Genomic DNA, 26,466 nt, shown 5'->3' with positions numbered 1-26,466 from the left:
GCCGGGACCTTTCAAGTTATCGTTCGCCGCGGCGGTAGGGCTGCATCAGCGCCTGCGGTACGCGGGCTCGTCGCGCCATGAGGGCGAGTGCGAAGATGGAGAGGATGTAGGGCGTCATCAGGAAGATCTGGTAAGGCACGCCTTCGACGACTGTCTGCAGCCTGAGCTGGAAGGCATCGAAAAAGGCGAAGAGCAGTGCCCCGAACAGTGCCCGCCCCGGTCGCCAGGAGGCGAACACCACGAGCGCGATGCAGATCCAGCCGCGTCCCTGTACCATGGTCGGGAAGAAGGAGTTGAACGCCGAAAGTGTGAGGAAAGCGCCGCCGACAGCCATAAGCGCACTGCCGACGATCACCGTGCCGTAGCGTACCTTCATCGGGTTCACGCCTTGAGCTTCGGCGGCATGCGGATTCTCCCCCGTCATCCGGATTGCAAGCCCGACAGGCGTGTGGAAGATGATATAGGCCATGATCAGCGCGACGACGATGGCGAGATAGGTCGGAGCCGTCTGGGTGAAGAAAGCCGGGCCGATGAAGGGAAGCGACGAAAGCGCCGGAATGTCGATCGGCTGGAACGGCATGACCGTTGGCGGTGTGCCCGCCACGGGGACAACCAGCCGGAAGACGTAGTAGCTGAAGCTCGAGGCAAAGAGCGTCACGCCCAACCCCGAGACGTGTTGCGAGAGCCCGAGGGTAACCGTCAGCAGCGAATGCAGCACGCCGAAAAGTGCACCGGAGATCGCGGCCACCAGCACGCCTGTCCACAGATCCGCGCCGTGAAACACGGCAAGCCAGCCGATCATCGCGCCGAAGGTCATGATACCCTCGATGCCGAGGTTGAGGACGCCTGCCCGCTCGCAGAGCAGCGCGCCAAGCGTGCCGAAGATCAGCGGTGTGGCAATGCGCAGGATCGCTGCCCAGAGACCGGCAGAGGCCAGTATGTCGAACACGACGCTCATCGGCGGATCCTATACTGGGTGAAGAAAAGGGCGACCAGCATGGTGAGCAGCGCTAGCGCCACGGTAACATCGGCGATGTAGGTGGGGATTCCAAGGCTGCGGCTCATGCCATCGGCGCCCACGAACATGATGGCGGTGAACAGGGCTGCGAAGACGACGCCGATCGGATTGAGGTTGGCGAGCATGGCGACAACGATGCCGGCATAGCCGAAGCCCGGGGACAGGTCGGTCGTGACATAACCTTTGACCCCCATGACTTCAATCGCGCCGGCCAGACCCGCAAGCCCACCGGAGAGACAGGCAACCTTGACCAGCGTGCGCCCGAGCGGCACGCCCGCGAAGAGGGCCCCTTGCGGATTGAGCCCCGCCGCGCGCGACTGCATGCCGAACACGGTACGCGACTGGACGAGGTAAACCAAGACAGCCAAAACCATTGCAATCACAAGGCCGATATGAAGCCGCGACCGCGCGATGAGCTTCGGAAGCGTTGCATGATCGGCCACCGCCTGGGACTGTGGCCAGCCAAAGGCGAGGGGATCCTTAAGCACGCCATCGATGAGCATCGAGACGAAGAGAACGGCGATGAAGTTCATGAGCAGGCTGCTCACGACCTCGTCGACCGAGAAGCGCAATCTCAGCCAGAGCGGCACGAGGATCAGCGCCATGCCCGCGATCGCGCCGACGACCAGCAGCAACGGAATGAGGATCGGCCCCGGCAGCTCCGCCAGCAGCCTGGAACCGAACGCGGCGACAGCGATCGCACCGAGATAGAACTGTCCCTCGGCGCCGATATTCCAGAGCCGGGCACGGAAGGCGACGGCGGCGGCGAGTCCTGTCAGGATCAATGGCGTGGCCCGGGTCAATGTCTCGGTCGCCGAAAGCCGGGAGCCAAAGGCGCCGACCAGGATCCGCCTGTAGGCATCAAGCACCGGTGCGCCGGCAATGGCGATCAGGATGCCCGAGAGGGCGAGTGCTGCGACGATCGCCGCGATCGGCGCACCGATCAGCAGCAGCAGCGGACGGTGTTCGCGACGTTCAAGGCGCATGGGTAGCCTCCGCCGCGTGGCTCCAGTCGCCGGACATCATAAGTCCAAGCCGCCGCGCATCGATCCTCCCCGCGTCGAGGGGCGGCGAGAGCCTGCCAGCGACGATCGCCTGGATCCGGTCGGCCAGGGAGATAACCTCGTCGAGGTCCTCGGAGATCAACAGCACTGCTGTGCCCGCCTTCCGCGCCTCGAGAATCCGGGCGTGGACGGCCGCGACTGCGCCCTCGTCGAGCCCGCGTGCAGGTTGCGCAGCAATCAGGATGCGCGGCCTGTGCGACAGGTTGCGGCCGAGGATGAGTTTCTGCATGTTGCCGCCCGAAAGAAGCCGGGTGCCGCTCGCGGGCGTTCCGCCGCGCACGTCGAAAGCATCGATGATGGATTTGGCGAAGGCCATCCCGGCCTTGCGATCGACGAGACCGTTGTGCGAGTAGGCCGGCAGCCTTTCCAGCACTGCATTCTCCCAGATCGACATTTCCCCGATCACGCCTTCGCCATTGCGGTCTTCGGGGACGCGACCGATACCGGCATCGACCACATCGCCCACACTGAGATGCCCCACTGGCTCGCCATAGAGCAGGATTTCGCCGGATGTGCGCGCGAGCGTGCCCGAAAGCACGCGGGCGAGCGGCACCTGGCCATTGCCGGACACGCCGATGATGCCCAGCACCTCCCCCTCGCGGAGCGCGAAGTCGACGTCCTTCAGCCGCTCGACGCCACCGATCCGAACGCCGAGGTCACGCACTTCCAACACCACGGCGCCCGGCGTTGAGGGTTCGCGCACCGGCCGCGTTACGCGGCGACCCACCATGAGTTCTGCGAGCTCGGCCTTGCTGGTTTCCGACGCCTTGCGTCCAGCCACCACCTTTCCACCGCGCAGTACGACGATACGGTGGGCGGCCGCCATCACTTCATCGAGCTTGTGTGATATGAAGATCAGTGACAGGCCCTGCCGCGCCATGTCCTTGAGGGTCGCAAACAGCCGCTCTGCCTCGATATTGGTCAGCACCGCGGTGGGCTCGTCGAGGATCAGGATACGGGCGTCATTGTAGAGCGCCTTCAATATTTCCACCCGCTGCTGCTCGCCAACGGAGAGGTCTCCGAGCCGGGCATCAGGATCGATCTTGAGTCCGAAACGCTCAGCGATGCTGACAAGCTTCTTGCGCGCCGCCTGTGTCGCCGACCACAGCTTCCAAAGCCGCTCGGTCCCGGTCATAACATTCTCAAGCACCGTGAGATTGGACGCCAGGGAGAAGTGCTGGTGCACCATGCCGACCCCGGCGCTGATGGCGGCGCGTGGTTTGCCAGGAGGCAGTTCTTCGCCATCGATCCGGATTTGGCCGTCGTCTGGCACATAGTGGCCGAAGAGAATGCTCATCAGGGTCGTCTTGCCTGCGCCATTCTCGCCAAGCAACGCCACGATCTCGCCCTTGCCGAGCGACATGGAAATTCCGTCGTTTGCGAGGGTGTCGCCAAAGCGCTTGCTGACGCCGATAATCTCGAGGACTGGTGTCGTCATTCTGCGAGCCCCGCGACTGGAAATCTGTGTTGCCAGCGGTCCTCGGACTCGAGCCGGGCTGCGAGCGCAAGAAGCAGCGGCTCATGACCGAACGGGGCCATCAGTTGAACCGGAAGCGGCAGGCCTCCCGCATCCGCGCCGAACGGCAGCGTGATCGCGGGAAAGCCCGAAACATTGGCGAGAGATGCAAGCGGCGCGAATGTGGCCATGCGGTCGAGCTGGAGCTCGGCGTCCTGATGATAGGTCGGGAAAGAACCTATCGGCAAGGGCGCGCTGGCCAACATCGGCGTCACGATGACATCGACGCGTTGGAAGACCCCCCAAAGGTCGCGGCTCACGAGTACGCCCTCGTTCAGGATGTCCCAGAGCGAGGTGCCAGACATCGCGCGACCACGGGCCACAAACGCCTGGGTCAGTGGTTCCGCACCCTCGAGCGCGATGGCCGACGACTGCACCATGGCCGCGAGGTTGACCGCAACGATGCCGCCAAACGTCCTGCCGCTCGCCGCAACCATGGCCTCAAATTCCACCCAGTCGAGCGGAATGAGTGTGTGTCCCTGCGCCTCGAGGCTCAGAGCCGCGGCCTCGACGGCTGCGCTTCGCTCGGCTGATGTGGGCTGCGCGGCGCCCGTGTCCGTGAGGACGCCAACCCGCAGCGCAATCGGCTCGAAGAGTACCGGCGCGCTGTCCGCGAAAGGTCCGCGCGCCTGTCCCCCGAGGGCTTCGAAAGCAGACGCCGCATCACGCACCGAACGCGCCACGACCAGCTCGCTTGTGATGCCGCCGAGATGATTGCCGAAAGAAGGTCCTGCCGGGACGGCGCCGCGTCCCGGTTTCAACCCCACGAGACCGCAGCATGCCGCCGGCACGCGGATCGAGCCGCCGGCATCGGTCGCATGCGCGATCGCGACGATTCCGGCTGCGACCGCCGCGGCGGCGCCGCCCGAGGACCCTCCCGGTGTCAGCGACCGATCAAGCGGATTGCGGCAAATCGGCCCAATCGCAGGCTCGCTCGCAAACGAGAGGCCGAATTCCGGACTCGTCGTCACGCCGAAAGGACAGAAGCCGGCATGGCGAAACCGCTTCGCCAGATCTGAATCCGAATGGGATGGCTCGCGCTTGAACAGCCGTGAACCGGCAGTGACCGGCAGTCCTGCGAAAGGCCCGCCGAGATCCTTGGCGAGCGTAGGCACGCCCGCGAACGGGCGCTCCTGAAACATAAGGGTTGCGCTATCGCGTTCGCGATCCATGCCGCGCGCGGCGCTTTCGCCCAACTCCCGATTGAGATAGACGATCGCACCGAGCGCCTCAAGGTCATGAGCGGCCTGGAGAGAAGCCTGCATCGCATCGAATGCGCTCAGGCGTCCGACCTTGATAGCCTCAGCCAGCGTGGTGGCGTCTGCGGTCATGACGGACCCGAATTACTTCGGCTCCTCCATGTTCCTCGGAACCTCGAAGGCACCTGACTTGATGTCTGCCCGCACCTTCTCCATGGCCACTTCCGCGTCAGCTGGTGCCACGCCCTTGACGTATACAATGTCACTGCCGCCCTCCTTCATCAGGCCGAAGGCGGTATAGTTCTTCCCGACCGGCTTGCCTGCCTGCACGTCGGCGATCGCGGCGTCGAGTATCGGACGGAAGCCCCAGAGCGCGTTGGCAAAGACAGTGTCGGGATAGCGCGGGGTATAGTCAATCAGCGAGCCGACGGCCTTGATGCCGCGCTCCTTGGCAGCGTCTGCCGTGCCGATACGCTCGCCGAACAGGATGTCGGCGCCAGCATCGATCTGGGCGAGGCCGGCTTCGCGCGCCTTCGGCGGATCGAAGAAGGTGCCGATGAAGGAGACGAGGTGCTTGGCATTAGGGTTCACGGCCTTCACGCCTTCTGCGAAGGCGTTGATCAGCATGTTGACCTCGGGAATCGGGATTGCGCCGACGGAACCGATGACATTCGACTTGGTCATCTTTCCTGCCAGCATACCGGCGAGATAGGCGCCGTCATGATTCCATGTGCCGAAGACGCCAAAATTCGAGCCTTCCTCGTTGCCGCTCGAACCGAGCACGAAGGCTGTGTCAGGGTAATCGGCAGCCACTTGGCGCGCCTCCTTCTCGACGGCGTAGGATTCACCAATGATCAGCTTGTTACCCTGCTCTGCATATTCGCGCATGGCGCGGGGATAGTCAGTGCCTGAAACTCCTTCGGAGAATACATATTCGATCACGCCTTGCTTGGCGGCGGCCTGAAGCGCGGCATGAAGACACGAATTCCAGGCATTCTCGACAGGCGAGGCATGGATGCCGGCGACCTTGAGCGGCGCGGCGGCACGGGCGATCGGCGCCAGCGTCGAAAGGCCAAGAGCAATGCCCGATGCGATCACGCCGCGGCGTGAAATCAGTATGTCTTTCGTCATGATCGTTCCCCTTTTTTACCATTTGGTTCAAAAACCATATGGAGGGGTAGAAGGGGTGTCAAGCAAGGGTGAGGCGCAAAGGAAAGGCCGTTTTTCCTTGCAGCCGATCGGTTGGACCCATGCTACCGAAGGGCTTCGACAGTGCGCCGGCTCCGAGGGGAATGACATGACGCGTCCCGGGAGGGAGCCATTCAGCTACCCATTGTAGTCTCAAGGGCACGGGTGCGCTCGCACAGGCTCGTTCACCTGAAAGGATGCCGCCTGTAGTCGAAATGGGTAGGATATGCGGCGTTATTCTTCGACTATAATTTTGGCGGAACGATCCTCAGATATTTGTCTTTGCCAATTTCACGAGAGGGGCTTGCAATGCACCGCAAAGCTCGCCGGTGGGCTTCCCGCTCACTACTAGTGGATTCCTGGGTTCCCCAGTGGCTGACCGTGGGCGGAAGGGGGAGGTCGCGCAAGTCTACCAGTACGCGCGAGGTTTCTGTTCAATCTGCGACATCCGTGCAAGCTGCGGATGCGAACAAATATCAGGCTCTTGTCGTCGGTACCGTCGCCAGCTCTACTCTCAATGAGCATGACATTGGGCAGGGAGTGAGCGTGATCCCCGCCACGGACGGTCAGGCCAATATCACACCGCCGGCCTTGCCCCAGACGTTCGCAACGATTAGCGAAACGGCGGTTCCAAGCGACGCTGTTACCTCGCCTCTGCAGTCCGCCAATGCGTCGAGTTTTGCACCTTTCGAGCAGAACGCGAACGCAGTTACAGTCGAACCCGCATCGTCCCCCAATGACGCTGACGCTGGCGGAGCGATGCTTCAACAGGACGTTCAGTTGTCGACGACAAGGCTGAGCGCTGATGCGGATACTGGGCCGAGCGGTGAGGGCACCTTCGATACTTCGACCAGTGATCCGTCACTCGCCCTGAGCGTGGCCCCGTTGGCGATCGGAAGCCGGGAGACCGGCGACGCGACGACGCCGACGCCGATCAGCACGTCGCCCCGCTCGGTCACTATGGAGGCGGTTGCCCCCAGCAGCTCTGAAATTGTCTTCGCGGCGGCGGCGACCAATCCGATCGTTCTGGAGAACCAGAAGCCTGGCAACCCGGAGAGTGAGTGGGGGATTGATGGCGCCGGCAGCTCGAATATCGAGGGCTTCGCCACCGATATCAGCATCAATCGCGGGCAGACCGTCAGCTTCAAGATCAATACGAATTCCAGCAACTATCGCATCGACATCTATCGCCTCGGTTATTACGGCGGCATGGGAGCGCGCAAGGTTGCCACCATTCAGCATACGGGCGTCCAGAACCAGCCGACGCCTCTGCGTGACAACGCCACCGGCTTGGTCGACGCCGGCAACTGGTCAGTTTCGGCGTCCTGGGCAATTCCGGCCGACGCAGTGTCGGGAATCTACTTCGCCAAGCTCGTGCGCCAGGACGGAACCGCTGGCCAGAACCATATTCCGTTCATCGTACGTGACGACAGCAGCAACAGCGATGTCCTCTTCCAAACCTCGGACGAGACCTGGCAGGCCTACAACCCCTGGGGCGGCGCCAATCTGTACCAAGGCAACGGGCCGGGGGGCGACTCCGCCCCAGGGCGCGCATATGCGGTTAGCTACAACCGCCCGATCACCACCAGGGGCGGCGGCCTCGCGTCGGGGCCGCAGGATTACATCTTCAGTGTCGAGTACCCGGCCATCCGGTGGCTGGAGAAGAACGGCTATGACGTTGCCTATATGGCCGGAGTGGACTCCGATCGCCTCGGCAGCCTGATCCAGAACCACAAGATGTTCCTGAGCGTCGGCCACGACGAGTATTGGTCGGGACAACAGCGCACCAATGTCGAGGCCGCGCGGGATGCGGGCGTGAACCTTTGCTTTTGGAGCGGCAACGAGGTCTACTGGGAGACGCGCTTTGCTCCCAGCATCAGTTCTGGCGCACAAGCGTATCGCACCCTGGTGTGCTACAAGGAGACCAGAGCCGGCCCCATTGACCCGAACAACCAATGGACGGGAACCTACCGGGATCCGCGGTTCGTCTCTCCGACCGCGGTAGGAGGAGGGCGGCCGGAAAATGCGCTAACCGGCACCATGTTCCAGGTCGACTCGTACCGAAGCGATGCGATCACGATCCCGTATGACGACGCCAATCTGCGCTTCTGGCGCGATACCAGCGTGGCAAACCTGCAGCCGGGGCAGACGGCCACCCTTGAGCGGAACTATCTGGGATATGAATGGGATGAGTCCCCCGACAATGGTTTTCGTCCCGCTGGACTGATCGCGCTATCGTCCACAACCTTGCCCGTAAACCAATATTTGCTGGACTACGGCACCACGACCGGGTCGGCCACCGCCACCCACAATCTGACGCTTTACCGTGCTCCGAGCGGCGCCCTGGTGTTCGGCGCCGGGACAGTTTACTGGGCGTGGGGACTCGACGACAACCATGATCTCGAGGCCACCCCGGTCGACCCGCGGGTCAAGCAGGCTATGGTCAACCTGCTGGCCGACATGGGTATCCAGCCTGGCACTTTGGAAGCCGGACTGACATCAGCAGTCCAGTCGACGGATAGCACAAAACCCGTATCATCGATCACCGCGCCGAATAACGGGACCGCCCTGAAGGTGGGCAACGCCGTCACCATCAGCGGAACCGCTTCCGATATTGGCGGCGTCATCGCCGCGGTAGAGGTCTCGACCGACGGCGGCACTACGTGGCACCGGGCGGTGGGAGACGAGACCTGGACATACAGCTGGGTCGCGCCGAGAGCCGGCACGTTCACCATCAAGACTCGCGCGGTCGACGACAGCGTCAATCTGGAGACCCCTGGTAGCGGCCGCACCGTAACGGTGACCGGCAACAACTTCTTTCCCGCTTCGGCCATACCGCCCACCGTGCCGGACGTCGATTCCAACCCGATCGAAGTGGGAATGAAGTTCCAATCGTCAGTGGCCGGCACCGCAACGGGCGTGCGATACTACAAGAGCGACTTGAACATCGGGACACATACGGGGTCCCTGTGGTCGAGCACTGGAACCAGGCTGGCGACCGTCACCTTCACCAACGAGTCAGGAGTGGGCTGGCAGGCAGCGAGCTTTTCCAACCCCGTCGCGATCGCCGCCGGCACGACCTATGTGGTCTCGTATCACACGAACTACGGACACTATACGGCAACCGGAAACTATTTCGCGTCGCCTGTGACGAATGGACCCCTTACGGCGCCGACGAATGCGGGTGTCTACAGCTACAATTCGGCCAGCGTCTTCCCGAGCAGCACCTTCAACGGCGAGAACTACTGGGTCGATGTCCTGTTCAACCCGACGACCTCGAGCAACACGGCGCCGACGGCGGTTGCCGACACGGGGGACGCCACCGAGAAGGGCGGGGTGGCCAACGGCTCGGGCGGCTCGCCCGCCAGCGGCAATGTGCTCACCAACGACACCGACCCGGATGCCGGCGATACCAAGACCGTCACCGCCGTCAGCTTCGGCGCGACAGCCGGGACGCTCGGCACGCCGCTTGCCGGTGCCCGTGGCAGCCTCGTGCTCAATGCCTCGGGCGCCTTCACCTATACCGTCAACGAGACCAATGCCGGCGTGCAGGCCCTGCGGCAGTCGACCAATACGCTGACCGATGCGTTCAGCTACACCATGCGCGATGCGGCCGGCGCCACCTCGACGGCGACGCTGACCGTCACCATCCACGGCGCCAACGATGCGCCGGTGCTCGCCACCCAGACCGCCAACCAGACCGCCACCGTCGGCTCGGCCTTCTCCCTGGTGCTGCCGGCCAACACCTTCACCGATGTCGACAGCGGCGATACGCTCACCTACACGGCGGTCAATGCGGCCAATGGCGCGCCGCTGCCCGCCTGGCTGAGCTTCAATGCCGCGACGCGGACCTTCAGCGGCACGCCGGCGGCCGGCGATGTCGGCACGCTCGGCGTCCGGGTCACTGGCACCGATCTCGGCAGTCTTGCCGCCAACGAGACCTTCAACATCACGGTGTCGACGACACCGAACGCGCCGCCAACGGCGGTTGCCGACACAGGCGACGCCACCGAGAGGGGCGGGGTGGCCAACGGCTCGGGCGGCTCGCCCGCCACCGGCAACGTGCTCACCAACGACACCGATCCGGATGCCGGCGACACCAAGACCGTCACGGCCGTCAGCTTCGGCGCGACGGCCGGCACGCTCGGCTCGGCGCTGAACGGCACCTATGGCAGTCTCGTGCTCAATGCCTCGGGCACCTATACCTATGCCGTCAACGAGACCAATGCCGCCGTGCAGGCGCTGCGGCAGTCGACCAACACGCTGAGCGATGCCTTCAGCTACACCATGCGTGATGCGGCTGGCGCCACCGCCACGGCAACGCTGACCGTCACCATCCATGGCGCCAACGATGCGCCGGTGCTCGCCGCCCAGACCGCCAACCAGAACGCCACCGTCGGCTCGGCCTTCTCCCTGGTGCTGCCGGCCAACACCTTCACCGATGTCGACAGCGGCGAAACCTTGACCTATGCGGCAACCGCAGCCGACGGCTCCGCACTTCCCGCCTGGCTGAGCTTCAACGCCGCGACGCGGACCTTCAGCGGCACGCCGACGACAGCCGGCACCTACGGCGTCAGGGTAACGGCGACCGACCTCGGCGGTCTCGCCGCCAACGAGACCTTCAACATCACCGCGTCGACGGCCCAGACGACCTATAGCCTGTTCAGTGCCTCCAACACGCCGGCCCAGACGAACCTCAACGATGGCCAGCAGCTCGAAGTCGGCGTCAAGTTCCAGTCGAATGTCGCCGGTGATATTACCGGTATCAAGTTCTATCGCAGTGCCAGCGACACCGGCCAGAACGTCGTCGACCTGTGGACCACCGCAGGCACCAGGCTCGCCACCGCCACCTTCACCAACACCGCGGCGAGTGGCTGGCAGACGGTGAACTTTGCCTCGCCCGTCACCATCGCCGCCAACACCACCTATGTTGCCTCCTACCATACGACCGGCTTTTACGTGGCGACCAACAATTTCTATACCAGCGCCGTCACCAACGGCCCGCTGACGGCCTTGTCAAGTGCCGCCGCCGGAGGCAACGGCGTCTACCGCTATGGCGGGTCCGCCACTACGGGCATTTTCCCGAATGCCACCTACAACGCTGCCAACTATTGGGCCGATGTGGTCTTCCGCCCGACGACCTCGAGCAACACGGCGCCGACGGCGGTTGCCGACACGGGGGACGCCACCGAGAAGGGCGGGGTGGCCAACGGCTCGGGCGGCTCGCCCGCCAGCGGCAATGTGCTCACCAACGACACCGACCCGGATGCCGGCGATACCAAGACCGTCACCGCCGTCAGCTTCGGCGCGACAGCCGGGACGCTCGGCACGCCGCTTGCCGGTGCCCGTGGCAGCCTCGTGCTCAATGCCTCGGGCGCCTTCACCTATACCGTCAACGAGACCAATGCCGGCGTGCAGGCCCTGCGGCAGTCGACCAATACGCTGACCGATGCGTTCAGCTACACCATGCGCGATGCGGCCGGCGCCACCTCGACGGCGACGCTGACCGTCACCATCCACGGCGCCAACGATGCGCCGGTGCTCGCCACCCAGACCGCCAACCAGACCGCCACCGTCGGCTCGGCCTTCTCCCTGGTGCTGCCGGCCAACACCTTCACCGATGTCGACAGCGGCGATACGCTCACCTACACGGCGGTCAATGCGGCCAATGGCGCGCCGCTGCCCGCCTGGCTGAGCTTCAATGCCGCGACGCGGACCTTCAGCGGCACGCCGGCGGCCGGCGATGTCGGCACGCTCGGCGTCCGGGTCACTGGCACCGATCTCGGCAGTCTTGCCGCCAACGAGACCTTCAACATCACGGTGTCGACGACACCGAACGCGCCGCCAACGGCGGTTGCCGACACAGGCGACGCCACCGAGAGGGGCGGGGTGGCCAACGGCTCGGGCGGCTCGCCCGCCACCGGCAACGTGCTCACCAACGACACCGATCCGGATGCCGGCGACACCAAGACCGTCACGGCCGTCAGCTTCGGCGCGACGGCCGGCACGCTCGGCTCGGCGCTGAACGGCACCTATGGCAGTCTCGTGCTCAATGCCTCGGGCACCTATACCTATGCCGTCAACGAGACCAATGCCGCCGTGCAGGCGCTGCGGCAGTCGACCAACACGCTGAGCGATGCCTTCAGCTACACCATGCGTGATGCGGCTGGCGCCACCGCCACGGCAACGCTGACCGTCACCATCCATGGCGCCAACGATGCGCCGGTGCTCGCCGCCCAGACCGCCAACCAGAACGCCACCGTCGGCTCGGCCTTCTCCCTGGTGCTGCCGGCCAACACCTTCACCGATGTCGACAGCGGCGAAACCTTGACCTATGCGGCAACCGCAGCCGACGGCTCCGCACTTCCCGCCTGGCTGAGCTTCAACGCCGCGACGCGGACCTTCAGCGGCACGCCGACGACAGCCGGCACCTACGGCGTCAGGGTAACGGCGACCGACCTCGGCGGTCTCGCCGCCAACGAGACCTTCAACATCACCGCGTCGACGGCCCAGACGACCTATAGCCTGTTCAGTGCCTCCAACACGCCGGCCCAGACGAACCTCAACGATGGCCAGCAGCTCGAAGTCGGCGTCAAGTTCCAGTCGAATGTCGCCGGTGATATTACCGGTATCAAGTTCTATCGCAGTGCCAGCGACACCGGCCAGAACGTCGTCGACCTGTGGACCACCGCAGGCACCAGGCTCGCCACCGCCACCTTCACCAACACCGCGGCGAGTGGCTGGCAGACGGTGAACTTTGCCTCGCCCGTCACCATCGCCGCCAACACCACCTATGTTGCGTCGTATCACACCACAGGCTTCTACGTGGCGACCGACGGCTTCTTCACAAGCGCCGTCACCAACGGCCCGCTGACGGCCTTGTCCAGCGCCGCCGCCGGTGGCAACGGCGTCTACGCGTACGGCGGATCCGCCACTACAGGCCTCTTCCCGACCAACACCTACGATTCGGCGAACTACTGGGCCGACGTGGTCTTCCGCCCGCAGCTCGCCGGGTGAAGCGTCAGATAGATCGCCTTCCCTCGAAGACGCATATCGCGACCAACCCGTTTGCGTCGATCATCCGATCAGGAATATGAAGCCTTCGGGTTCGGCCTTGCCGGCGCCATCGTCCCAAAGGGATGGGCTGCAAGTCTCCATGCGACAACCCGCCGACCACCTCGGCTGCGCGCCTTAAAGGCGCCGTCACACCATCACGGTCAGACAACTGACGTTCTTCAACAGCTCGGGATGCCGTCGGATCCAGCCGAGGTGCCTTCCGATTGGTAAGGTAAACCCCGACAGCAACTATTACCGTGCCAACGATCAGTGGACGGGTAAGAGGCTCGCCGAATGCGATGAGAGCCTGGACCGCTACCGTCGGCGGGCAGCGATAGATTAGGGACGCAGCGCGCGAAACCTGGCCCCCCGGCGGATCAAACAGAGCAAACCTATCGTCCACCGCTGGAATGGCCCCAGCCGTCGGCGCTTATCAAGCCTCTGAACACGAACGCTCAGCAACGTAGTTGGGATATGCGCTTTTCCATTGCCTCTCCCGAGACCGCTTTCAAACTCATGGAGATCTTTGCCCTGTTGCCGGCGCAGATATCTGGCACTGTGCCTGAGACGCCGGCAAGATTGGCGGCCGAGCTCAGTTAATCCAATGTGCGGAAAGAGGATGAACCCGATTAAATGCATAGCGACAATCGGTGTCAAAGCTCTTAAATGGCTGGCGCGCATAGACGCTTCGATGTCGTGCTCGACGCCGGAGAAAGCCGCGCCGTTAACAGCCGCCTCTCACTTGATGCCGTTCGCCTCGGCGACGAAATCCGACAGCATCGGCACGTATTCCTCGCCGCGACCAGCTGCGACCGCCTGGGCGAAGGAATTCCTGACTGCGGCCCCGATCGGGTTCGCGACGCCGCTCGCATTGGCGAAGCCGGCGAGGTAGCTCATGTCCTTGAAGCCGTTGCGGATTGCGAACTTGTGGGCGTTCGGGTCACGCTCCAGTACCCAGCGGAAGAACGTCTGATAGAAGGGGCAATCCATGCGGCCCCCTCGGATGACGCTGTCGAAGACTTCCGGGGTGAGCCCCGCCTTGCGTCCGAGCATCAGCGCTTCGGAATAGAGCGCCGCATAGCCCATCGAGAGAAAGTTGTTGAGCAGCTTCATCGTGTGGCCGGTGCCGGTTGGGCCTGTGTGGACGATTCTGCCGGCGAAGCATTCGAGCACGGGCAGGACACGGCGCACGTCCTCGTCCGCGCCGCCGACCATCACATCGAGCGTACCGGCGGCGGCGTCCGCCGGGGTACGGCTGAGCGGCGCATCGATGAGGGTAATAGCCTTGCTGGCGAGGTTCGCAGCGAGTTTTGTGGTGACGGAGGGATCGGAGGTCGAACAATCGACGATGGTGAGCGGCTTGCCGGCGGAAGCGATGCCGTCCGGACCTTCAATCACCGAGAGGACTTCCGGCGAGCCGGTTACGCAGAGGATGATGATGTCGCAACGCTCGGCCATATCGCGCGGTGTTGCTGCCTCCGTCGCGCCCTCGGCGACCAGCGCGTCGACCGGCGCGCGATTGCGATGCGCCATCACGCAAAGCGGCGAGCCCTTCTTCCGGATATTCGCCGCCATGCCCTGACCCATCAGCCCGAGCCCGATGAAGCCCACATTTGATTTCGTCATTTGTTCCGCCTCCACTTCAATCTGGCTGGAAAACAGCAAGCGGCATGACGGCGTTCTGGCTTCGTTCTGCCTTGGCGTTGCTTAGCGGGAAACCAACGCTACGCCCTCACTTAGCTCGTGGCTTCAGTCGTTTGATATTGCCAAGAGCTCGCATCGGGATCAAATTGCGCGATTGCTAATAATATAGAGGTGGAGCAAACAATGCGAGAAGCTTCGCGGCGGGGGGTGGTGTAATCACATGAATTTTAGCTCTAGGGGGACGTTTTTCCTGGTGATAGTCGCGGCGCTGTTGGCGTGCATGCCGCAACGTGCAACGCCGACGGACTTGGACAGCGAAACGCTAAGACTGTTGTTATGGCAGGCGCCGAGCACACTTAACCCTCATCTGGCCCCCGGCATCAAGGATCAGACCGCTAGCCGAATAGTCTATGAGCCGCTGGCGAGTTTTGACAGGGAAGGCAACCTGGTCCCCTTTTTGGCTGCCGAGATTCCATCCCTCGAGAACGGTCAGGTCGCCGCCGACGGCAGATCGGTTACGTGGAAGCTCAAACCGAACATCAAATGGTCCGACGGCGTTCCCTTCACAGCGAAGGATGTCTTGTTCACTTATGCCTACATCACCAACGGGGACGTAGGTTCGTCGAGCACCGGGTCGTATAAATCGGTCGAGAGAGTTGAGGCACTCGACGACCTGACCGTGAAGGTCGCGTTCAAAAACGTCAATCCTGCGTGGTCGCTGCCCTTTGTCGGCGTGCAGGGGATGATCATTCCAGAACATGTGTTTGCCGGATACAACAACAAGAATGCCACCAATGCTCCGGCCAATTTGGCGGCGATCGGAACCGGCCCCTACCGCCTCAAGGAATTCCGTACCCAAGATGTGCTTCTAATCGGCGAAGACGTCGTCAACACGGTCAAGATCATTTTCGAGCCGAATCCCGAGTATCGCGATCGTCCCAGCTTAAAATTCAAGGAGGTGACACTCGAGGGCGGCGGCGATGCCAGTACTGCAGCGAACGCGGTGTTGAACGAGGGCATCGTCGATTATGCCTGGAACCTCCAAGTGGGCGAGGCTGAACTCCGCCGGCTCGAGGCCAAGGGAATCGGCAGGGTCGATCTTTACTGGGGCTCCTATGTCGAACGCGTCATGCTTAACTTCAGCGATTCCAGACGCGAGACGGCCGACGGCGAACGCTCAAGCACGCAATTTCCGCATCCGATTTTGACCGACAAGCGCGTTCGACAGGCGCTGGCCGTCGCGATTGACCGAGGGAAGATCGCCGAGCTTTACGGTAGGAGCGGCCGTGCCACGGCCAATCTTCTGGTCGCACCGGCTTCCTTCGCATCGCAAAGTACAAGTTGGGAGTTCAATCTCGACAAGGCTCGCGCGCTGCTCGAGGAGGCGGGCTGGCGCGACACCGATGGCGACACCTTTCGGGATAAGGACGGTGTTCCACTCACGTTGGTTTTCCAGACGTCATTCAACTCGATGCGAGAGACAACCCAGGACATCATCGAGGCGGATTTGGCCTCGATCGGAGTCCGGATAGAAAACAAGCTGATCGATTCCAGCATCTTCCTGGGAGCAACGTCAGACAGCACCAACACGAGACGGCACTTTTATTCGGATTTGGAGGAATTTGCCTATGGAAACAAAGGCCCCGATCCCGGCAGTTACATGATTGGCTGGACCTGCGCCGAAGCCGCGCAGAAGGCGAATAACTGGTCGGGATCGAATTGGGCCCGCTACTGCAGTGATGATTACGACGCGCTGTTCCGAGCCTCGGCAACGGAAATCGATCCGGAGAAACGGCGCAGACTTTTCGTGGCGATGAATGATCTTTTGATCAGCGACGTCGCTGTCATTCCGCTCGTCGAGTGGGGCTACGTCTCGGGTCTTCGCAACGACATTGCCGGCTATGATCCAACGCCCTGGGATTCCGAAACCTGGAACATCGCGAGCTGGCACCGCAAGAAGTGATTTGCTGAGTGGGAACGGAGGCATGGTGTCAGAAGAGCTGAGTATCAAGAAAACCCGCCCGCAACTCACTCTCTGGCCGATGCTCACGCAAGCGGTCGCGCCGGCTTTGAGAAGGCTCAATATCGGCGGCAAGCTGACGATCGGCTTTGGCGTTTTGGTGGCCCTATTGCTGCTTGTCGTCGGGTTGAATTATCTGGGCAGCATTGAAGCCGTTCGCAATATCAACAGAACCACCAATCTGAGTGCGCCAAGCGCAGTTGTGTCGGCGCAGGCGCAGGCGAATCTGCTGCGTATGCTGGGCGAAGTCAGGGGCTATCTAGCCCTGGGTGATGAAACCTATCGGGACGGCTACCGGCTGGCAAACGAGGCATTCCGAGCGGACATGCGTAGGCTGGAAGCTCTCTTGCGTGCGAGAGGCGAGTCAAGAGTGAGCGCCGAGGGCGGCGATGTAGAGCAGGCGATGCGGGAATTCAGCGATAAGCTTGTGGCGTGGCAACCATTGCCTGATCAACTGTTCGAACTGAGAAACGATCAATTGCGTAGGGAGCCGGCACTTAAAATTCTCATAACCGACGCCAATCCGCTCATTGCATCGATCGTCGGATCGGCCAAGGCCATGATGCTAACCCAGCAAAACCGGGAAGCAACGCCGGCCAACACAGCGCTACTCGTAGAGATTTCGTCGTTTCAAAGCTCGTTTTACGCAATGGTTGCGGGACTACGCGGTTATGTGACAACCGGGAGGGACAGTTTCAAATACGAGTACCAGACGAACCTGACCGTCAACGAAACTGCGTGGTCACATGTAGCCAAGAGCAATGCATTGGCGCCCAATCAGATCACCTTGGTGGAAAAAATTTCGAAAAGCCGCACCGCTTTCCTGGATCTTCCGCCCAGAATGTTCGAGGCGGTGGAAGGCGAGCATGCCCGTGAGGATCTTTTTCTTTTCCGCACGCAGGCCGTTCCGCCTGCGGAACGGATGCTTGAGCTTTTGGACAGCATTGCCAAGCAGGAGCAACAACGCTTGCAAGTCGATCTGGGCAGCGGCAGGGATCAGCTCGTAAGAGCGCAACGGTTAATAATCTCGGTTGGAGCATCGGCTATCCTGCTGGGGCTGCTCCTCGGCATGATATTTCGAGAGAACATTGCCGGCCCAGTTCAGCGACTGACCAGCGTAGCCGATCGGGTACGCAGAGGCGACCTTGCGGCGCGTGCCAACGTCGAATCCCGAGACGAGATTGGAAAATTAGCGGCGACCTTTAACAGCATGACCGCGCAGCTCGGCGCAAACCTTGAGGATCTGGAGTGCCGCCGCAAAGAGCAAGAGACCGTGGCAAGACGTTTTCGCCGCCAGAGCGAGTATCTGGGTGCCCTGCACGATACCTCCCTCGGCCTGATTGCCCGCCTGGACCTTACCGAGCTTCTGTCAGATCTTACCGCTCGCTCAGCGCAATTGCTCGGAACCGAACATGGCTATGTCTATCTCGTGGACAAGTCGGGCGAGGCACTCGAGCGCATGGTTGGGGTCGGGGTCTATACCACGCACATTGGCCAGAGGTTGTCCAGAGGCGAGGGCGTGGCCGGGACGGTCTGGGACACCGGCGACCCGCTCGTGATCAACGATTACCAGAACTGGTCGGGGCGCGCTGCGGCCGCAGCTCAGATGGATGTTACCATTCGGGCGATCATGGGGGTGCCGCTCAAATCAGGCGAGATGATCGTTGGTGTGCTCGGCATCGCGTATGACGACGCCTCCGCGCTCGAGTTCGGCGATGAAGAGGTGGAACTGCTGAAGCGCTTTGGTCAGCTCGCCTCGATCGCCCTTGAGAATGCGCGGCTGCATACAGCGACCGAAAGCGCCAGGCATCAAGCCGAGGAAGCGAGCAAACGCGTGGGTGAGCAGAATCGCATGCTCGAATCCTTGTCCAGCAAGTTATCCAAGTACCTTTCCCCGCAGGTCTATGCGTCGATCTTCTCGGGCAAACAAAATGTTGAGATCTCCTCAATTCGAAAAAAGCTCACCGTATTTTTCTCCGACATCGCTGATTTCACAGCGACGACCGACAAGCTCGAATCCGAGGAATTGACCGAGTTGCTCAATCATTACCTCACTGAGATGGCTAGGATCGCACTGGAACACGGCGCAACGATCGATAAGTATGTTGGCGATGCCATCTTGGCGTTTTTCGGCGACCCGGAATCAAAGGGTATTAAGCAGGATGCGCTCGCATGTGTCAGGATGGCGATAGCAATGCAGAAGCGGATGCAGGGGCTGCAGGCGGAATGGGCCAACGCCGGTTTCAAACTGCCGTTCCATCTGCGCATCGGTATCAATACTGGCTATTGCACCGTCGGCAATTTCGGCAGCGAGGATCGAATGGACTATACGATCATCGGCGGCGAAGTGAATCTTGCCTCGCGCCTTCAGGCGCATGCCGACCTGGAAGGCATCCTGCTGGCGCACGAGACCTATGCGCTCGTCAAGGACGAGATAGAGACTGAAGAGCTGCCCCCGCTGACGATGAAAGGCTTTTCGCACCCTATTCCGTCGTATCGGGTTCTTGGCATTCGGGACGATCAACAAGTTCCCGCCGGAATGGTTTGCCACATCCAGGAGGGATTGCGGCTTGAGATCGACGTCGCAGCACTAAGAGGTGCTGGCCGCGCCGAAGCTATCAAGGTGCTCGAGAAATATATGCGAGAGCTGCGTAGCTAACTTCTGGCCGCTGAAGGGCAGCTTCGGGTCGAAACGCGTCGATCGCAGCTTCCGAGGTAAGGTCTGCAAGTGGCACAAACCTGCCGCACCGGCGGCATCTATGCATGTCCGCCTCTGGGATACCACGGTGCTCTGCTCAGTGTCCGACTTGAAGGCGCAGTGCTGCCGTTGACAGACTTAAGCTCGGACGTCGCCTTCGGGTCGGACAGAATAGTGCTCCCACGTGCCCTGCACGGCTAGTTGCTGTGATGTGAGACCGGTAACTTCTCAGGGGTTGAGCACGGATTGTTAGTCCCGAGTGGTTCATGACCATCGCTTTGCTCAAGGAGGAGGCGACGGTGGCGGTGGAATGGGACGATCACGATCCAGGGGAAGAACGAAGCGAACTTCGCGATCGTTTGAGAACACGGTTCGGACAGCCAGAACCGAACATGCCTTCGATTTAGCGCAAGCCACCACTCGCGGATCTGAAGCTTCCTCGGTGGAATGGAAAGTTCACGCGAACGGAACAACTCCCAACTCCGGTCGCTGCCGATGGGGCTGCATCAATCCCCGTGATAATTCCTTATTTTGGCGGAATGTGAGAGGTTTTTCACTGAGCTCGTCCTCACCATTGACATAAATATGTATCTGCTTTAAACAAATACAAATAGCGCGACAGGAGGTCTCGCTGAACGTGCCGCAAGGGAGATGCCGCACGTCTTTCCAAGGGAGGATTGCATGTCGAAACTTTCGAAAATTCTTGCCGGCGCCGTTGCGGCCGCTGCTTTAATGGCCGGCGTGGCTGCGGCCCAGGATGCCGTCGGGGTAAGCTGGCGCTATTTCCAGGACGAGCGCTGGAAAATTGACGAGGCCGCGATGAAGGCCGTTTTCGACGGCGCTGACGTCGAATATGTCGGCATCGACGCGCAGGGTGACCCGCAGAAGCAGGCTGCCGATGTCGAAAGTCTCATCGCCCGCGGCGTGAAGGTGCTGATTATCGTCGCCCAGGATGCGAAGGCGATTATCCCCGTCATCGAGTCGGCGAAACGCGAAAACATCACCGTCATAGCGTATGACGCCCCGATCGACACGGGCGACGTGCTCTACACCAGCTTCGACAACGTCGCCGTCGGCCGAGTGATGGGTGAGGCGCTTCTGAACGCTGTGCCGAAGGGCAACTGGGTTGCCATGGATGGCGATCCGGCGCAAACGATCATGCAGGTCTTCAAGAGTGGCCAGATGCAGGCTGTGCAAGGCGCAGTCGACAAGGGTGATATCAAGTTCGTCGCACAGCAGAACGTGGAGCAGTGGAAGCCCGACGTCGCCCAGGCTCTCATGGAACAGGTGCTGACTGCCAACGACAACAAGGTCGACGCCGTCCTCGCCATGAACGACAGCATCGCCAACGGCGTCGCCGCAGCGCTGGCAAGTCAAAATCTTCTCGGAAAGGTCGCCATCTCCGGACAGGACGGCGACAAGAACGTGCTGAACCGGATCGCCAAGGGGCAGCAAACCATGACCGTCTGGAAAGACGCCAATGCCCTGGGAACTGTGGCAGCGAAGGCGGCTGTCGAGATTATCAAGGGCACCAAGATCGACTCGGTCACCGGCGTGTCGCCGGGCACTACCGACTCCGGAGCATCGCAACCCGCCATTATCCTCGATCCGATCGCCATCACGCGAGACAACCTCGACCTCGTCGTACAGTCCGGCTGGATTTCGAAGGATGCGCTGTGCAACGGCGTGACCGAAAATCCGCCGAAGGCGTGCGAATAGGCCGCGACATCCAGGAGTTTTGCAATGACAACGGTGTCCCAGCCCGTGTCCAGTTCAAGTAAGGTCCTCCCCCGCTTGCTACGCGCGATCGGGGGAGGGCACGCCGATACGCGCCTGATGGCGATGGTCGGCGTGCTCGCCTTGATCTGGCTCTGTGCCAACATTCTCACCGGCGGAGTTTTTCTGTCGCCGCGCAACCTGTTCAACCTGTCGCTTCAAGTTTCAGTCGTCGCGATCATGGCGTCCGGCATGATCCTGGTGATCGTGACCCGCCATATCGATCTGTCGGTCGGTTCTCAAGTTGGCTTTCTTGGCGTTCTCGGCGGCCTCGTTCAAAGCGTATGGCTGCCCGACAGCATCCATGCATGGTGGATCGCCAGTCTGGTCATGCTGGGCGGAGGCGTGTTCATCGGCCTTATTCAGGGGGCCCTGGTGGCCTATGCGCGGATACCCTCCTTTGTCGTAACGCTCGGAGGGCTGCTCTTCCTGCGGAACGCGGCCTATGAACTGAACGACGGGACGACCATCGCGCCCCTGACTGAGACTTTTCAAATTCTGGGGGGCGGTCAGAATGGTGTCCTAGGCGGTCCGTTGAGTTGGCTCTTTGCCTTCGTGGTCGCAGGACTTGTCGTGGGAAGCCTGGTGCGCAAACACCGGCGCAAGAGACGGCTCGGAATCCAGAAAGCTCTTCAGGCATCTGATTACTTCTCCGCTGCAGCCTGGTGTACCTGCGCATTCGGTTTCGTCGCGATCATGAATAGCTACAACAAGCCAAGCACGGATGAACCGATGGGGATGGCGTTCCCCGTCCTGATCCTCATCGCAGCGACGGCGGCGATGACGCTTGTCGCCAAACGACACAGGTTCGGACGACACGTGTTTGCCGTCGGTGGTGATCCACAAAGTGCGCGTCTAACCGGCATCAACACCCAGCGCGTGGTCCTCAAGGTGTTCGCTCTGATGGGGCTGCTTTCGGGCCTTGCATCCGTAGTTCTGACCGCGCGGCTCAATGCGGCGGCGAGCGGCGCAGGCACGATGATGGAACTTTACGTGATTGCCGCGGCCGTCATCGGCGGAACTTCGCTTGCCGGAGGCGCGGGGACGATCCTTGGGGGATGCGTCGGCGCTCTCATCATGCAGAGTCTGCAAAGCGCCATGGTCCTCCTTGGCATTCCAAGCCCCACCCAAAGCATGGTCCTTGCAGGCGTCCTCGTCCTCGCTGTCTGGATCGATACGATGTGGCGCGAAAGGAGGCTATCATGACGACCCCTTTGCTTGAGGCCCGTAACGTCAACAAGGCATTTGGAGGCGTTCACGCCGTCGAGAATGTTAGCGTTTCACTCATGTCGGGCGAGGTCGTGGCCTTGCTCGGTCACAACGGCGCGGGAAAGTCCACCTTCATCAAGATGCTCTCGGGCGTCTTTCCGGCGGACAGCGGACAAATCCTGATCGACGGAAAGGCGGTCGACATCCGCTCACCGCATGACGCCCAGGAACTGGGAATCGAGACGATTCATCAGACGCTTGCGCTCGCCGACAACCTTGACGCCGTCTCCAACCTCTTCCTTGGGCGCGAGCAGACCGATCGCTTCGGCTTTCTCGACACGGAAGCGATGGAACATGGCGCTCGGCAGACGATCGAGCGCATGCGCTTGAGAATCCCATCGCTCAACGCTTCCGTCCGCTCGATGTCGGGCGGGCAGCGACAGGCAGTTGCGATCGCGCGAGCCTTGCATTTCAATGCCCGCATTCTGATCATGGATGAACCTACTGCGGCATTGGGGCCCGAGGAGACGAAAAATGTCGGCCTGCTCATTCAAGAGCTGAAGCGGCAGGGACTCGGGATTTTCCTGATAAGCCACGACATGCATGATGTTTTCCAGCTCTCCGATCGGATTATGGTGATGAAGTCCGGGCGGGTCGTCGGCTCCTACCCAACGAAGGAACTGACGCAGGACGATGCTCTCGAAATGATCATCCTCGGCCGCAAGCCAGCCAGGTTCGCAGCCGCTACCGCATAATCAGCGACAATTGAAGCGAGTGGAATTTCGAAATGACGGTCAAAGCTCCAAATTTCAGTCTCGATGGCAAGGTCGCGCTCGTTACTGGCGCCGCGCGTGGCATCGGACGAGCCTGTGCGCTCGCGTGTGCAGCCGCCGGGGCCGACGTGATCATTGGCGTGCGTAACGTCGAGGCGGTCGCGGATCTCGTGGCGGAACTGGAAAGCACGGGCCGCCGCGTCCTCGCGGTCCCGATGGATATCTCCGACAGCCGCCAGATCGCACAAGCGGTCGACACCGCGTTGGCGACCTTCGGGATGATCGATATCCTCGTGAATAACGTTGGCGTGGCGCCTGGCAATCTGGCGGAGCTTGTTGAAGAGAAGGATATCGACCAGATCCTGAACGTCAACATCAAGGGCACCTTCCTCGTTACTCAGGCCGTCGCACGCCATATGATCGAAAAGAAAAGCGGACGGATCGTGAACATAAGTTCGCAAGCGGGTACAGTGACGCTGCGCGGTGAGGCGATCTATTGCATGAGCAAGGCCGCTATCAATCACCTCAGCCGTTGCCTCGCAGCCGAATGGGCCCAGTACGGGATCACCGTCAATACGGTCGCGCCGACCTTTATTTGGACGGACTCGACGCGGCCAGTGCTTGCAGATCCGGATTTTTACAGTCGGACGGTGGGCCATATTCCACTTGGCCGCATCGGTGATACCGACGACGTTGTTGGGGCAGTGGTCTATCTTGCCTCGCCGGCGGCCTCGATGGTGACCGGTGCAAATCTGCTTGTCGACGGTGGGTGGTCGGTGGCTTGAATCCGTCACATGGAGGGTAACCTTTGCTTGCGTTCGGGCATCTGATAGTTCGTCAAGATATGGCATCGCCAGCGATTCGAATGCGCTGCCGACATCCTACGATAGCTCCTGACTGACATATGGTGTCCTGGGAGGAATGTTGACGACGAACAGTGTGCTACGACACATGAATGCGGTCCGTTGCCTGCGCGTGTTGCGCAGGGACGTCTCGCTTTCGCGCGCGGACATTGCACGTGAGTTGAACGTGACGCGTGCTACGGTAGGCAATTCGATCAAGCAACTCCTCGCCGAAAAGCTCGTCATCGATCTCAACGAGAGCGCAGAGGCAAGCGGCGCGGGGCGCCCGGGCGCTCTCGTATCCCTCAACCCGACGGGCGCATATTTCATCGGGCTGGACATATCCTCGGCTGAGATAAACGCGGTTCTCGTCGACTTCTCGATGCGTGTCGTGGCCAAAAGGATCGTGTCCATCGCGGATCGCTACCAAGATCCCTGCCAGGTGGTCGAGCTTCTTGCCAGGTTGCCGCAAGAACTCATCGAAGTTTCCAAGGTGCGGTCCTCGCGAGTAAGGGGAGTTTGCATCTCCGTGCCCGGCATCGTCCGGGAGGGAAAAATCATCTCGGCGCCATGGCTTAATTGGCGGGACGTCGATGTTGTCACGGCAATGGGCGAAGCCATGCAGCCCTTCCAGAAGATCCACATCTGCAATGACGCTGTCGCGCTCGCGAGCGCGGTGGCCACGGATACCGGGGAGGGCGATTTGAGCGATGCGCTCCTATTGCTGCTTGCCCAGGGGATTGGCAGCGCGCACTTGCGACAGGGCCGTGTCATTGAAGGTGCGCACGGGCTTGGTGGGGAGGTGGGGCACATGGTGATGGGCGCGCGGCCACAGATGGCGGCAACTCACACCTTCGAAATCCTCGCCGGCTACCAGAAGTTCTTGCCTTTTATCGACCATGGAGCTCCGATTCCGGAGGGGTTGGCGCGTCTGGCGTTGCTAGGGAGCTCGCCGGAGTTCGACAAGGCCTTGGACGAATGGGCGTCGGCCCTTGCGACTGGCTTTCTTAACCTCATCCACATCCTCGATCCCAAGACGATCGTTCTCGGCGGCCCCCTTGCGGTGCTCTATCCCAGGGTCGCGTCGAGAGTGGAGGCCTTGGTGGCCGAAAACCTCGTTCATGGCTTCGCAGTGCCTCCCATTTCCGTTGCTAAATTCGGTGGCGATGGTGCGGCCATTGGGGCTGCCGCGCTTTTGCGAGAAAGCCTTTTCGATCTGCCCGAACTGCCTGCAATCTAGAGGAACCGACGCACAAACACGTTTGACAGCGTATTTGTATTTGTATAAAGCAAAAGCAAATGGAACTGAGGAGGAAGAACCCATGCTGAAGCGCATCGATCCCATTCTGTCGCCTGAACTGCTCTACGCCCTGAGGGCAATGGGACATCGCCATGACATCGCGATTGTTGACGCGAACTTTCCATGTGACGGGGGAGACAACCGCCTCATCCGCCTCGATGGCGTCGATGGCCCACGCGTCCTCGAGGCCATCATAGGAGTGCTTCCTCTCGAAGAGCAGGAGCCGCACGTGGCCTGGCGCATGATCGCGGAAAACGACCCGGCAAAAATCCTCCCGGTATTCAAGGACTACGCTGCCGTTCTCGAAAGGAGCGAAGGAAAAACGATCGAGTTGACCGCGGTCGAGCCGGATAACTTCAAGGATCGCGTGCGGGCGGCCCACACGGTCGTCGTCACCGGGGAGCGGCGCTTCTATGGCGGGGTCATTCTGCGCAAGGGAGTCATCGCTCCCGAGTGAGGAGCGATGGCCTGAAGAAAACCTGATCCGAACGTTGATACATGTCCGACCATTTTTTCGACGATACCTTCGAAGCCTTCCTGTTCGACATGGATGGCACCATCCTCAATTCGATTGCTGCGGCGGAGCGCGTATGGGGGGCTTGGTTCCGAAAGATTGGCCTCGATCCGGAAGTCTATCTTCCAACCATTCATGGGAGGAAGGTATCGGAGACGATCGCGTCCCTCAGTCTTTCCCACATCGATCCGGAGGCCGAGGCGTCGGCCATCACGAAGGCTGAAATCGCCGAAGTCGAAGGGGTGGTGCCCATTCCGGGGGCATCACTCTTCCTCAACAGTCTGCCCCCGCACAAGTGGGCTGTCGTGACATCGGCGCCACTGGCCCTTGCAAGAACAAGGCTAGAGGCGGCGGGGTTGCCGACTCCAGCCATCCTGGTGACGGCCGAAGACGTCCAGAAGGGAAAACCCGCGCCGGATTGCTTCAACCTCGCTGCCGAACGGCTGGCTGTGAACCCTGTGCGCTGTCTGGCATTCGAGGACGCGGAAGCCGGAATCGCCGCGGCGGTTTCAGCCGGTTGCACCGTGATGGTTGTGACTGAGACCCGCAAGCACGGTTTTGATGGCTCCCACAACCAAATTGCGAACTATCAGCACGTCCGCCCCGAAATCCTCCGCGGTGGGCTGGGCTTGACCCGCATCTAGCGGCT

Annotated in this window: 16 protein-coding genes and 1 pseudogene; 10 read left to right on the top strand and 7 right to left on the bottom strand. The window is 61.5% G+C overall.

Annotated elements, in window-relative coordinates:
* Window positions 1-16: 16 nt before the first annotated feature.
* From JNB71_RS14000 to JNB71_RS13980, 5 genes are read right to left on the bottom strand one after another with little or no spacing between them, the layout of a single operon-like run.
* Window positions 17-958, bottom strand: a complete 942-nt coding sequence (locus JNB71_RS14000) for an ABC transporter permease (protein ID WP_220372423.1) — start codon at window positions 956-958, stop codon at window positions 17-19.
* Window positions 955-2,004: an ABC transporter permease gene (locus tag JNB71_RS13995; RefSeq protein ID WP_220372422.1), complete on the bottom strand. Its 1,050-nt coding sequence runs from the start codon at window positions 2,002-2,004 to the stop codon at window positions 955-957. Before JNB71_RS13995 ends, JNB71_RS14000 begins: the two co-directional genes overlap by 4 nt.
* On the bottom strand, window positions 1,994-3,520 hold the full coding sequence (locus JNB71_RS13990) for an ABC transporter ATP-binding protein (RefSeq protein ID WP_220372421.1): 1,527 nt from the start codon (window positions 3,518-3,520) through the stop codon (window positions 1,994-1,996). The genes JNB71_RS13995 and JNB71_RS13990 overlap by 11 nt, the downstream gene beginning before the upstream one ends.
* Entirely contained in the window at window positions 3,517-4,929 is a 1,413-nt protein-coding gene (locus tag JNB71_RS13985) for an amidase (protein WP_220372420.1), read from the bottom strand. Before JNB71_RS13985 ends, JNB71_RS13990 begins: the two co-directional genes overlap by 4 nt.
* 12 nt (window positions 4,930-4,941) lie before the next feature.
* Window positions 4,942-5,928 carry a BMP family protein gene (locus JNB71_RS13980; protein ID WP_220372419.1) on the bottom strand — a complete coding sequence of 329 codons (987 nt, stop codon included), beginning with the start codon at window positions 5,926-5,928 and terminating at the stop codon, window positions 4,942-4,944.
* A gap of 1,017 nt (window positions 5,929-6,945) precedes the next feature.
* Here JNB71_RS13980 and JNB71_RS13975 point away from each other — a divergent pair.
* Window positions 6,946-13,002 (top strand): DUF4082 domain-containing protein, encoded by a 6,057-nt coding sequence (locus tag JNB71_RS13975; RefSeq protein ID WP_431029108.1) that lies wholly within the window; start codon window positions 6,946-6,948, stop codon window positions 13,000-13,002.
* Window positions 13,003-13,255: 253 nt separating this feature from the next.
* Here the strand turns inward: JNB71_RS13975 and JNB71_RS24440 are convergent.
* A pseudogene (locus tag JNB71_RS24440) lies at window positions 13,256-13,431 on the bottom strand (EamA/RhaT family transporter); the annotation flags it as partial.
* A gap of 348 nt (window positions 13,432-13,779) precedes the next feature.
* On the bottom strand, window positions 13,780-14,682 hold the full coding sequence (locus JNB71_RS13970) for an NAD(P)-dependent oxidoreductase (RefSeq protein ID WP_346657270.1): 903 nt from the start codon (window positions 14,680-14,682) through the stop codon (window positions 13,780-13,782).
* Between the two features lie 223 nt (window positions 14,683-14,905).
* On the opposite strand from JNB71_RS13970, the gene JNB71_RS13965 reads away from it, so the two are divergent.
* From JNB71_RS13965 to JNB71_RS13925, 9 genes are all read left to right on the top strand, one after another.
* A complete protein-coding gene (locus JNB71_RS13965; RefSeq protein WP_220372416.1) occupies window positions 14,906-16,648 on the top strand; it encodes a peptide ABC transporter substrate-binding protein in 1,743 nt (580 codons plus the stop codon).
* A gap of 22 nt (window positions 16,649-16,670) precedes the next feature.
* Window positions 16,671-19,364 carry an adenylate/guanylate cyclase domain-containing protein gene (locus JNB71_RS13960; protein WP_220372415.1) on the top strand — a complete coding sequence of 898 codons (2,694 nt, stop codon included), beginning with the start codon at window positions 16,671-16,673 and terminating at the stop codon, window positions 19,362-19,364.
* Window positions 19,365-20,084: 720 nt separating this feature from the next.
* Complete coding sequence (locus JNB71_RS13955) at window positions 20,085-21,122, top strand: substrate-binding domain-containing protein (protein WP_220372414.1); 1,038 nt, start codon at window positions 20,085-20,087, stop codon at window positions 21,120-21,122.
* A gap of 24 nt (window positions 21,123-21,146) precedes the next feature.
* Window positions 21,147-22,385 (top strand): sugar ABC transporter permease, encoded by a 1,239-nt coding sequence (locus JNB71_RS13950; protein ID WP_220372413.1) that lies wholly within the window; start codon window positions 21,147-21,149, stop codon window positions 22,383-22,385.
* Window positions 22,382-23,143, top strand: coding sequence for an ATP-binding cassette domain-containing protein (locus tag JNB71_RS13945; protein ID WP_220372412.1), 762 nt, complete (start codon window positions 22,382-22,384; stop codon window positions 23,141-23,143). The genes JNB71_RS13950 and JNB71_RS13945 overlap by 4 nt, the downstream gene beginning before the upstream one ends.
* Window positions 23,144-23,175: 32 nt before the next feature.
* Complete coding sequence (locus JNB71_RS13940; protein WP_220372411.1) at window positions 23,176-23,946, top strand: SDR family NAD(P)-dependent oxidoreductase; 771 nt, start codon at window positions 23,176-23,178, stop codon at window positions 23,944-23,946.
* Between the two features lie 136 nt (window positions 23,947-24,082).
* The gene (locus JNB71_RS13935) at window positions 24,083-25,243 is read left to right on the top strand and encodes an ROK family transcriptional regulator (protein ID WP_220372410.1); all 1,161 of its coding nucleotides are present in this window, start codon (window positions 24,083-24,085) and stop codon (window positions 25,241-25,243) included.
* Between the two features lie 82 nt (window positions 25,244-25,325).
* Window positions 25,326-25,760: an RbsD/FucU family protein gene (locus JNB71_RS13930; RefSeq protein ID WP_220372409.1), complete on the top strand. Its 435-nt coding sequence runs from the start codon at window positions 25,326-25,328 to the stop codon at window positions 25,758-25,760.
* Window positions 25,761-25,801: 41 nt separating this feature from the next.
* Window positions 25,802-26,461 carry an HAD-IA family hydrolase gene (locus JNB71_RS13925; RefSeq protein WP_220372408.1) on the top strand — a complete coding sequence of 220 codons (660 nt, stop codon included), beginning with the start codon at window positions 25,802-25,804 and terminating at the stop codon, window positions 26,459-26,461.
* The last annotated feature ends 5 nt before the right edge of the window (window positions 26,462-26,466 follow it).

Source organism: Rhizobium herbae, from assembly GCF_019511375.1.
GTDB lineage: Bacteria > Pseudomonadota > Alphaproteobacteria > Rhizobiales > Rhizobiaceae > Pararhizobium > Pararhizobium herbae_A.
Note: the sequence above shows the minus strand (reverse complement) of the source record. Positions and strands in the feature narration are given on the sequence as shown.

Bases quoted from the DNA above. Each gene is read 5' to 3' on its own strand.
- JNB71_RS14000 (WP_220372423.1), bottom strand. From the start codon at position 958: ATGAGCGTCGTGTTCGACATACTGGCCTCTGCCGGTCTCTGGGCAGCG.
- JNB71_RS13995 (WP_220372422.1), bottom strand. From the start codon at position 2,004: ATGCGCCTTGAACGTCGCGAACACCGTCCGCTGCTGCTGCTGATCGGT.
- JNB71_RS13990 (WP_220372421.1), bottom strand. From the start codon at position 3,520: ATGACGACACCAGTCCTCGAGATTATCGGCGTCAGCAAGCGCTTTGGC.
- JNB71_RS13985 (WP_220372420.1), bottom strand. From the start codon at position 4,929: ATGACCGCAGACGCCACCACGCTGGCTGAGGCTATCAAGGTCGGACGC.
- JNB71_RS13980 (WP_220372419.1), bottom strand. From the start codon at position 5,928: ATGACGAAAGACATACTGATTTCACGCCGCGGCGTGATCGCATCGGGC.
- JNB71_RS13975 (WP_431029108.1), top strand. From the start codon at position 6,946: ATGGAGGCGGTTGCCCCCAGCAGCTCTGAAATTGTCTTCGCGGCGGCG.
- JNB71_RS13965 (WP_220372416.1), top strand. From the start codon at position 14,906: ATGAATTTTAGCTCTAGGGGGACGTTTTTCCTGGTGATAGTCGCGGCG.
- JNB71_RS13960 (WP_220372415.1), top strand. From the start codon at position 16,671: ATGGTGTCAGAAGAGCTGAGTATCAAGAAAACCCGCCCGCAACTCACT.
- JNB71_RS13955 (WP_220372414.1), top strand. From the start codon at position 20,085: ATGTCGAAACTTTCGAAAATTCTTGCCGGCGCCGTTGCGGCCGCTGCT.
- JNB71_RS13950 (WP_220372413.1), top strand. From the start codon at position 21,147: ATGACAACGGTGTCCCAGCCCGTGTCCAGTTCAAGTAAGGTCCTCCCC.
- JNB71_RS13945 (WP_220372412.1), top strand. From the start codon at position 22,382: ATGACGACCCCTTTGCTTGAGGCCCGTAACGTCAACAAGGCATTTGGA.
- JNB71_RS13940 (WP_220372411.1), top strand. From the start codon at position 23,176: ATGACGGTCAAAGCTCCAAATTTCAGTCTCGATGGCAAGGTCGCGCTC.
- JNB71_RS13935 (WP_220372410.1), top strand. From the start codon at position 24,083: ATGTTGACGACGAACAGTGTGCTACGACACATGAATGCGGTCCGTTGC.
- JNB71_RS13930 (WP_220372409.1), top strand. From the start codon at position 25,326: ATGCTGAAGCGCATCGATCCCATTCTGTCGCCTGAACTGCTCTACGCC.
- JNB71_RS13925 (WP_220372408.1), top strand. From the start codon at position 25,802: ATGTCCGACCATTTTTTCGACGATACCTTCGAAGCCTTCCTGTTCGAC.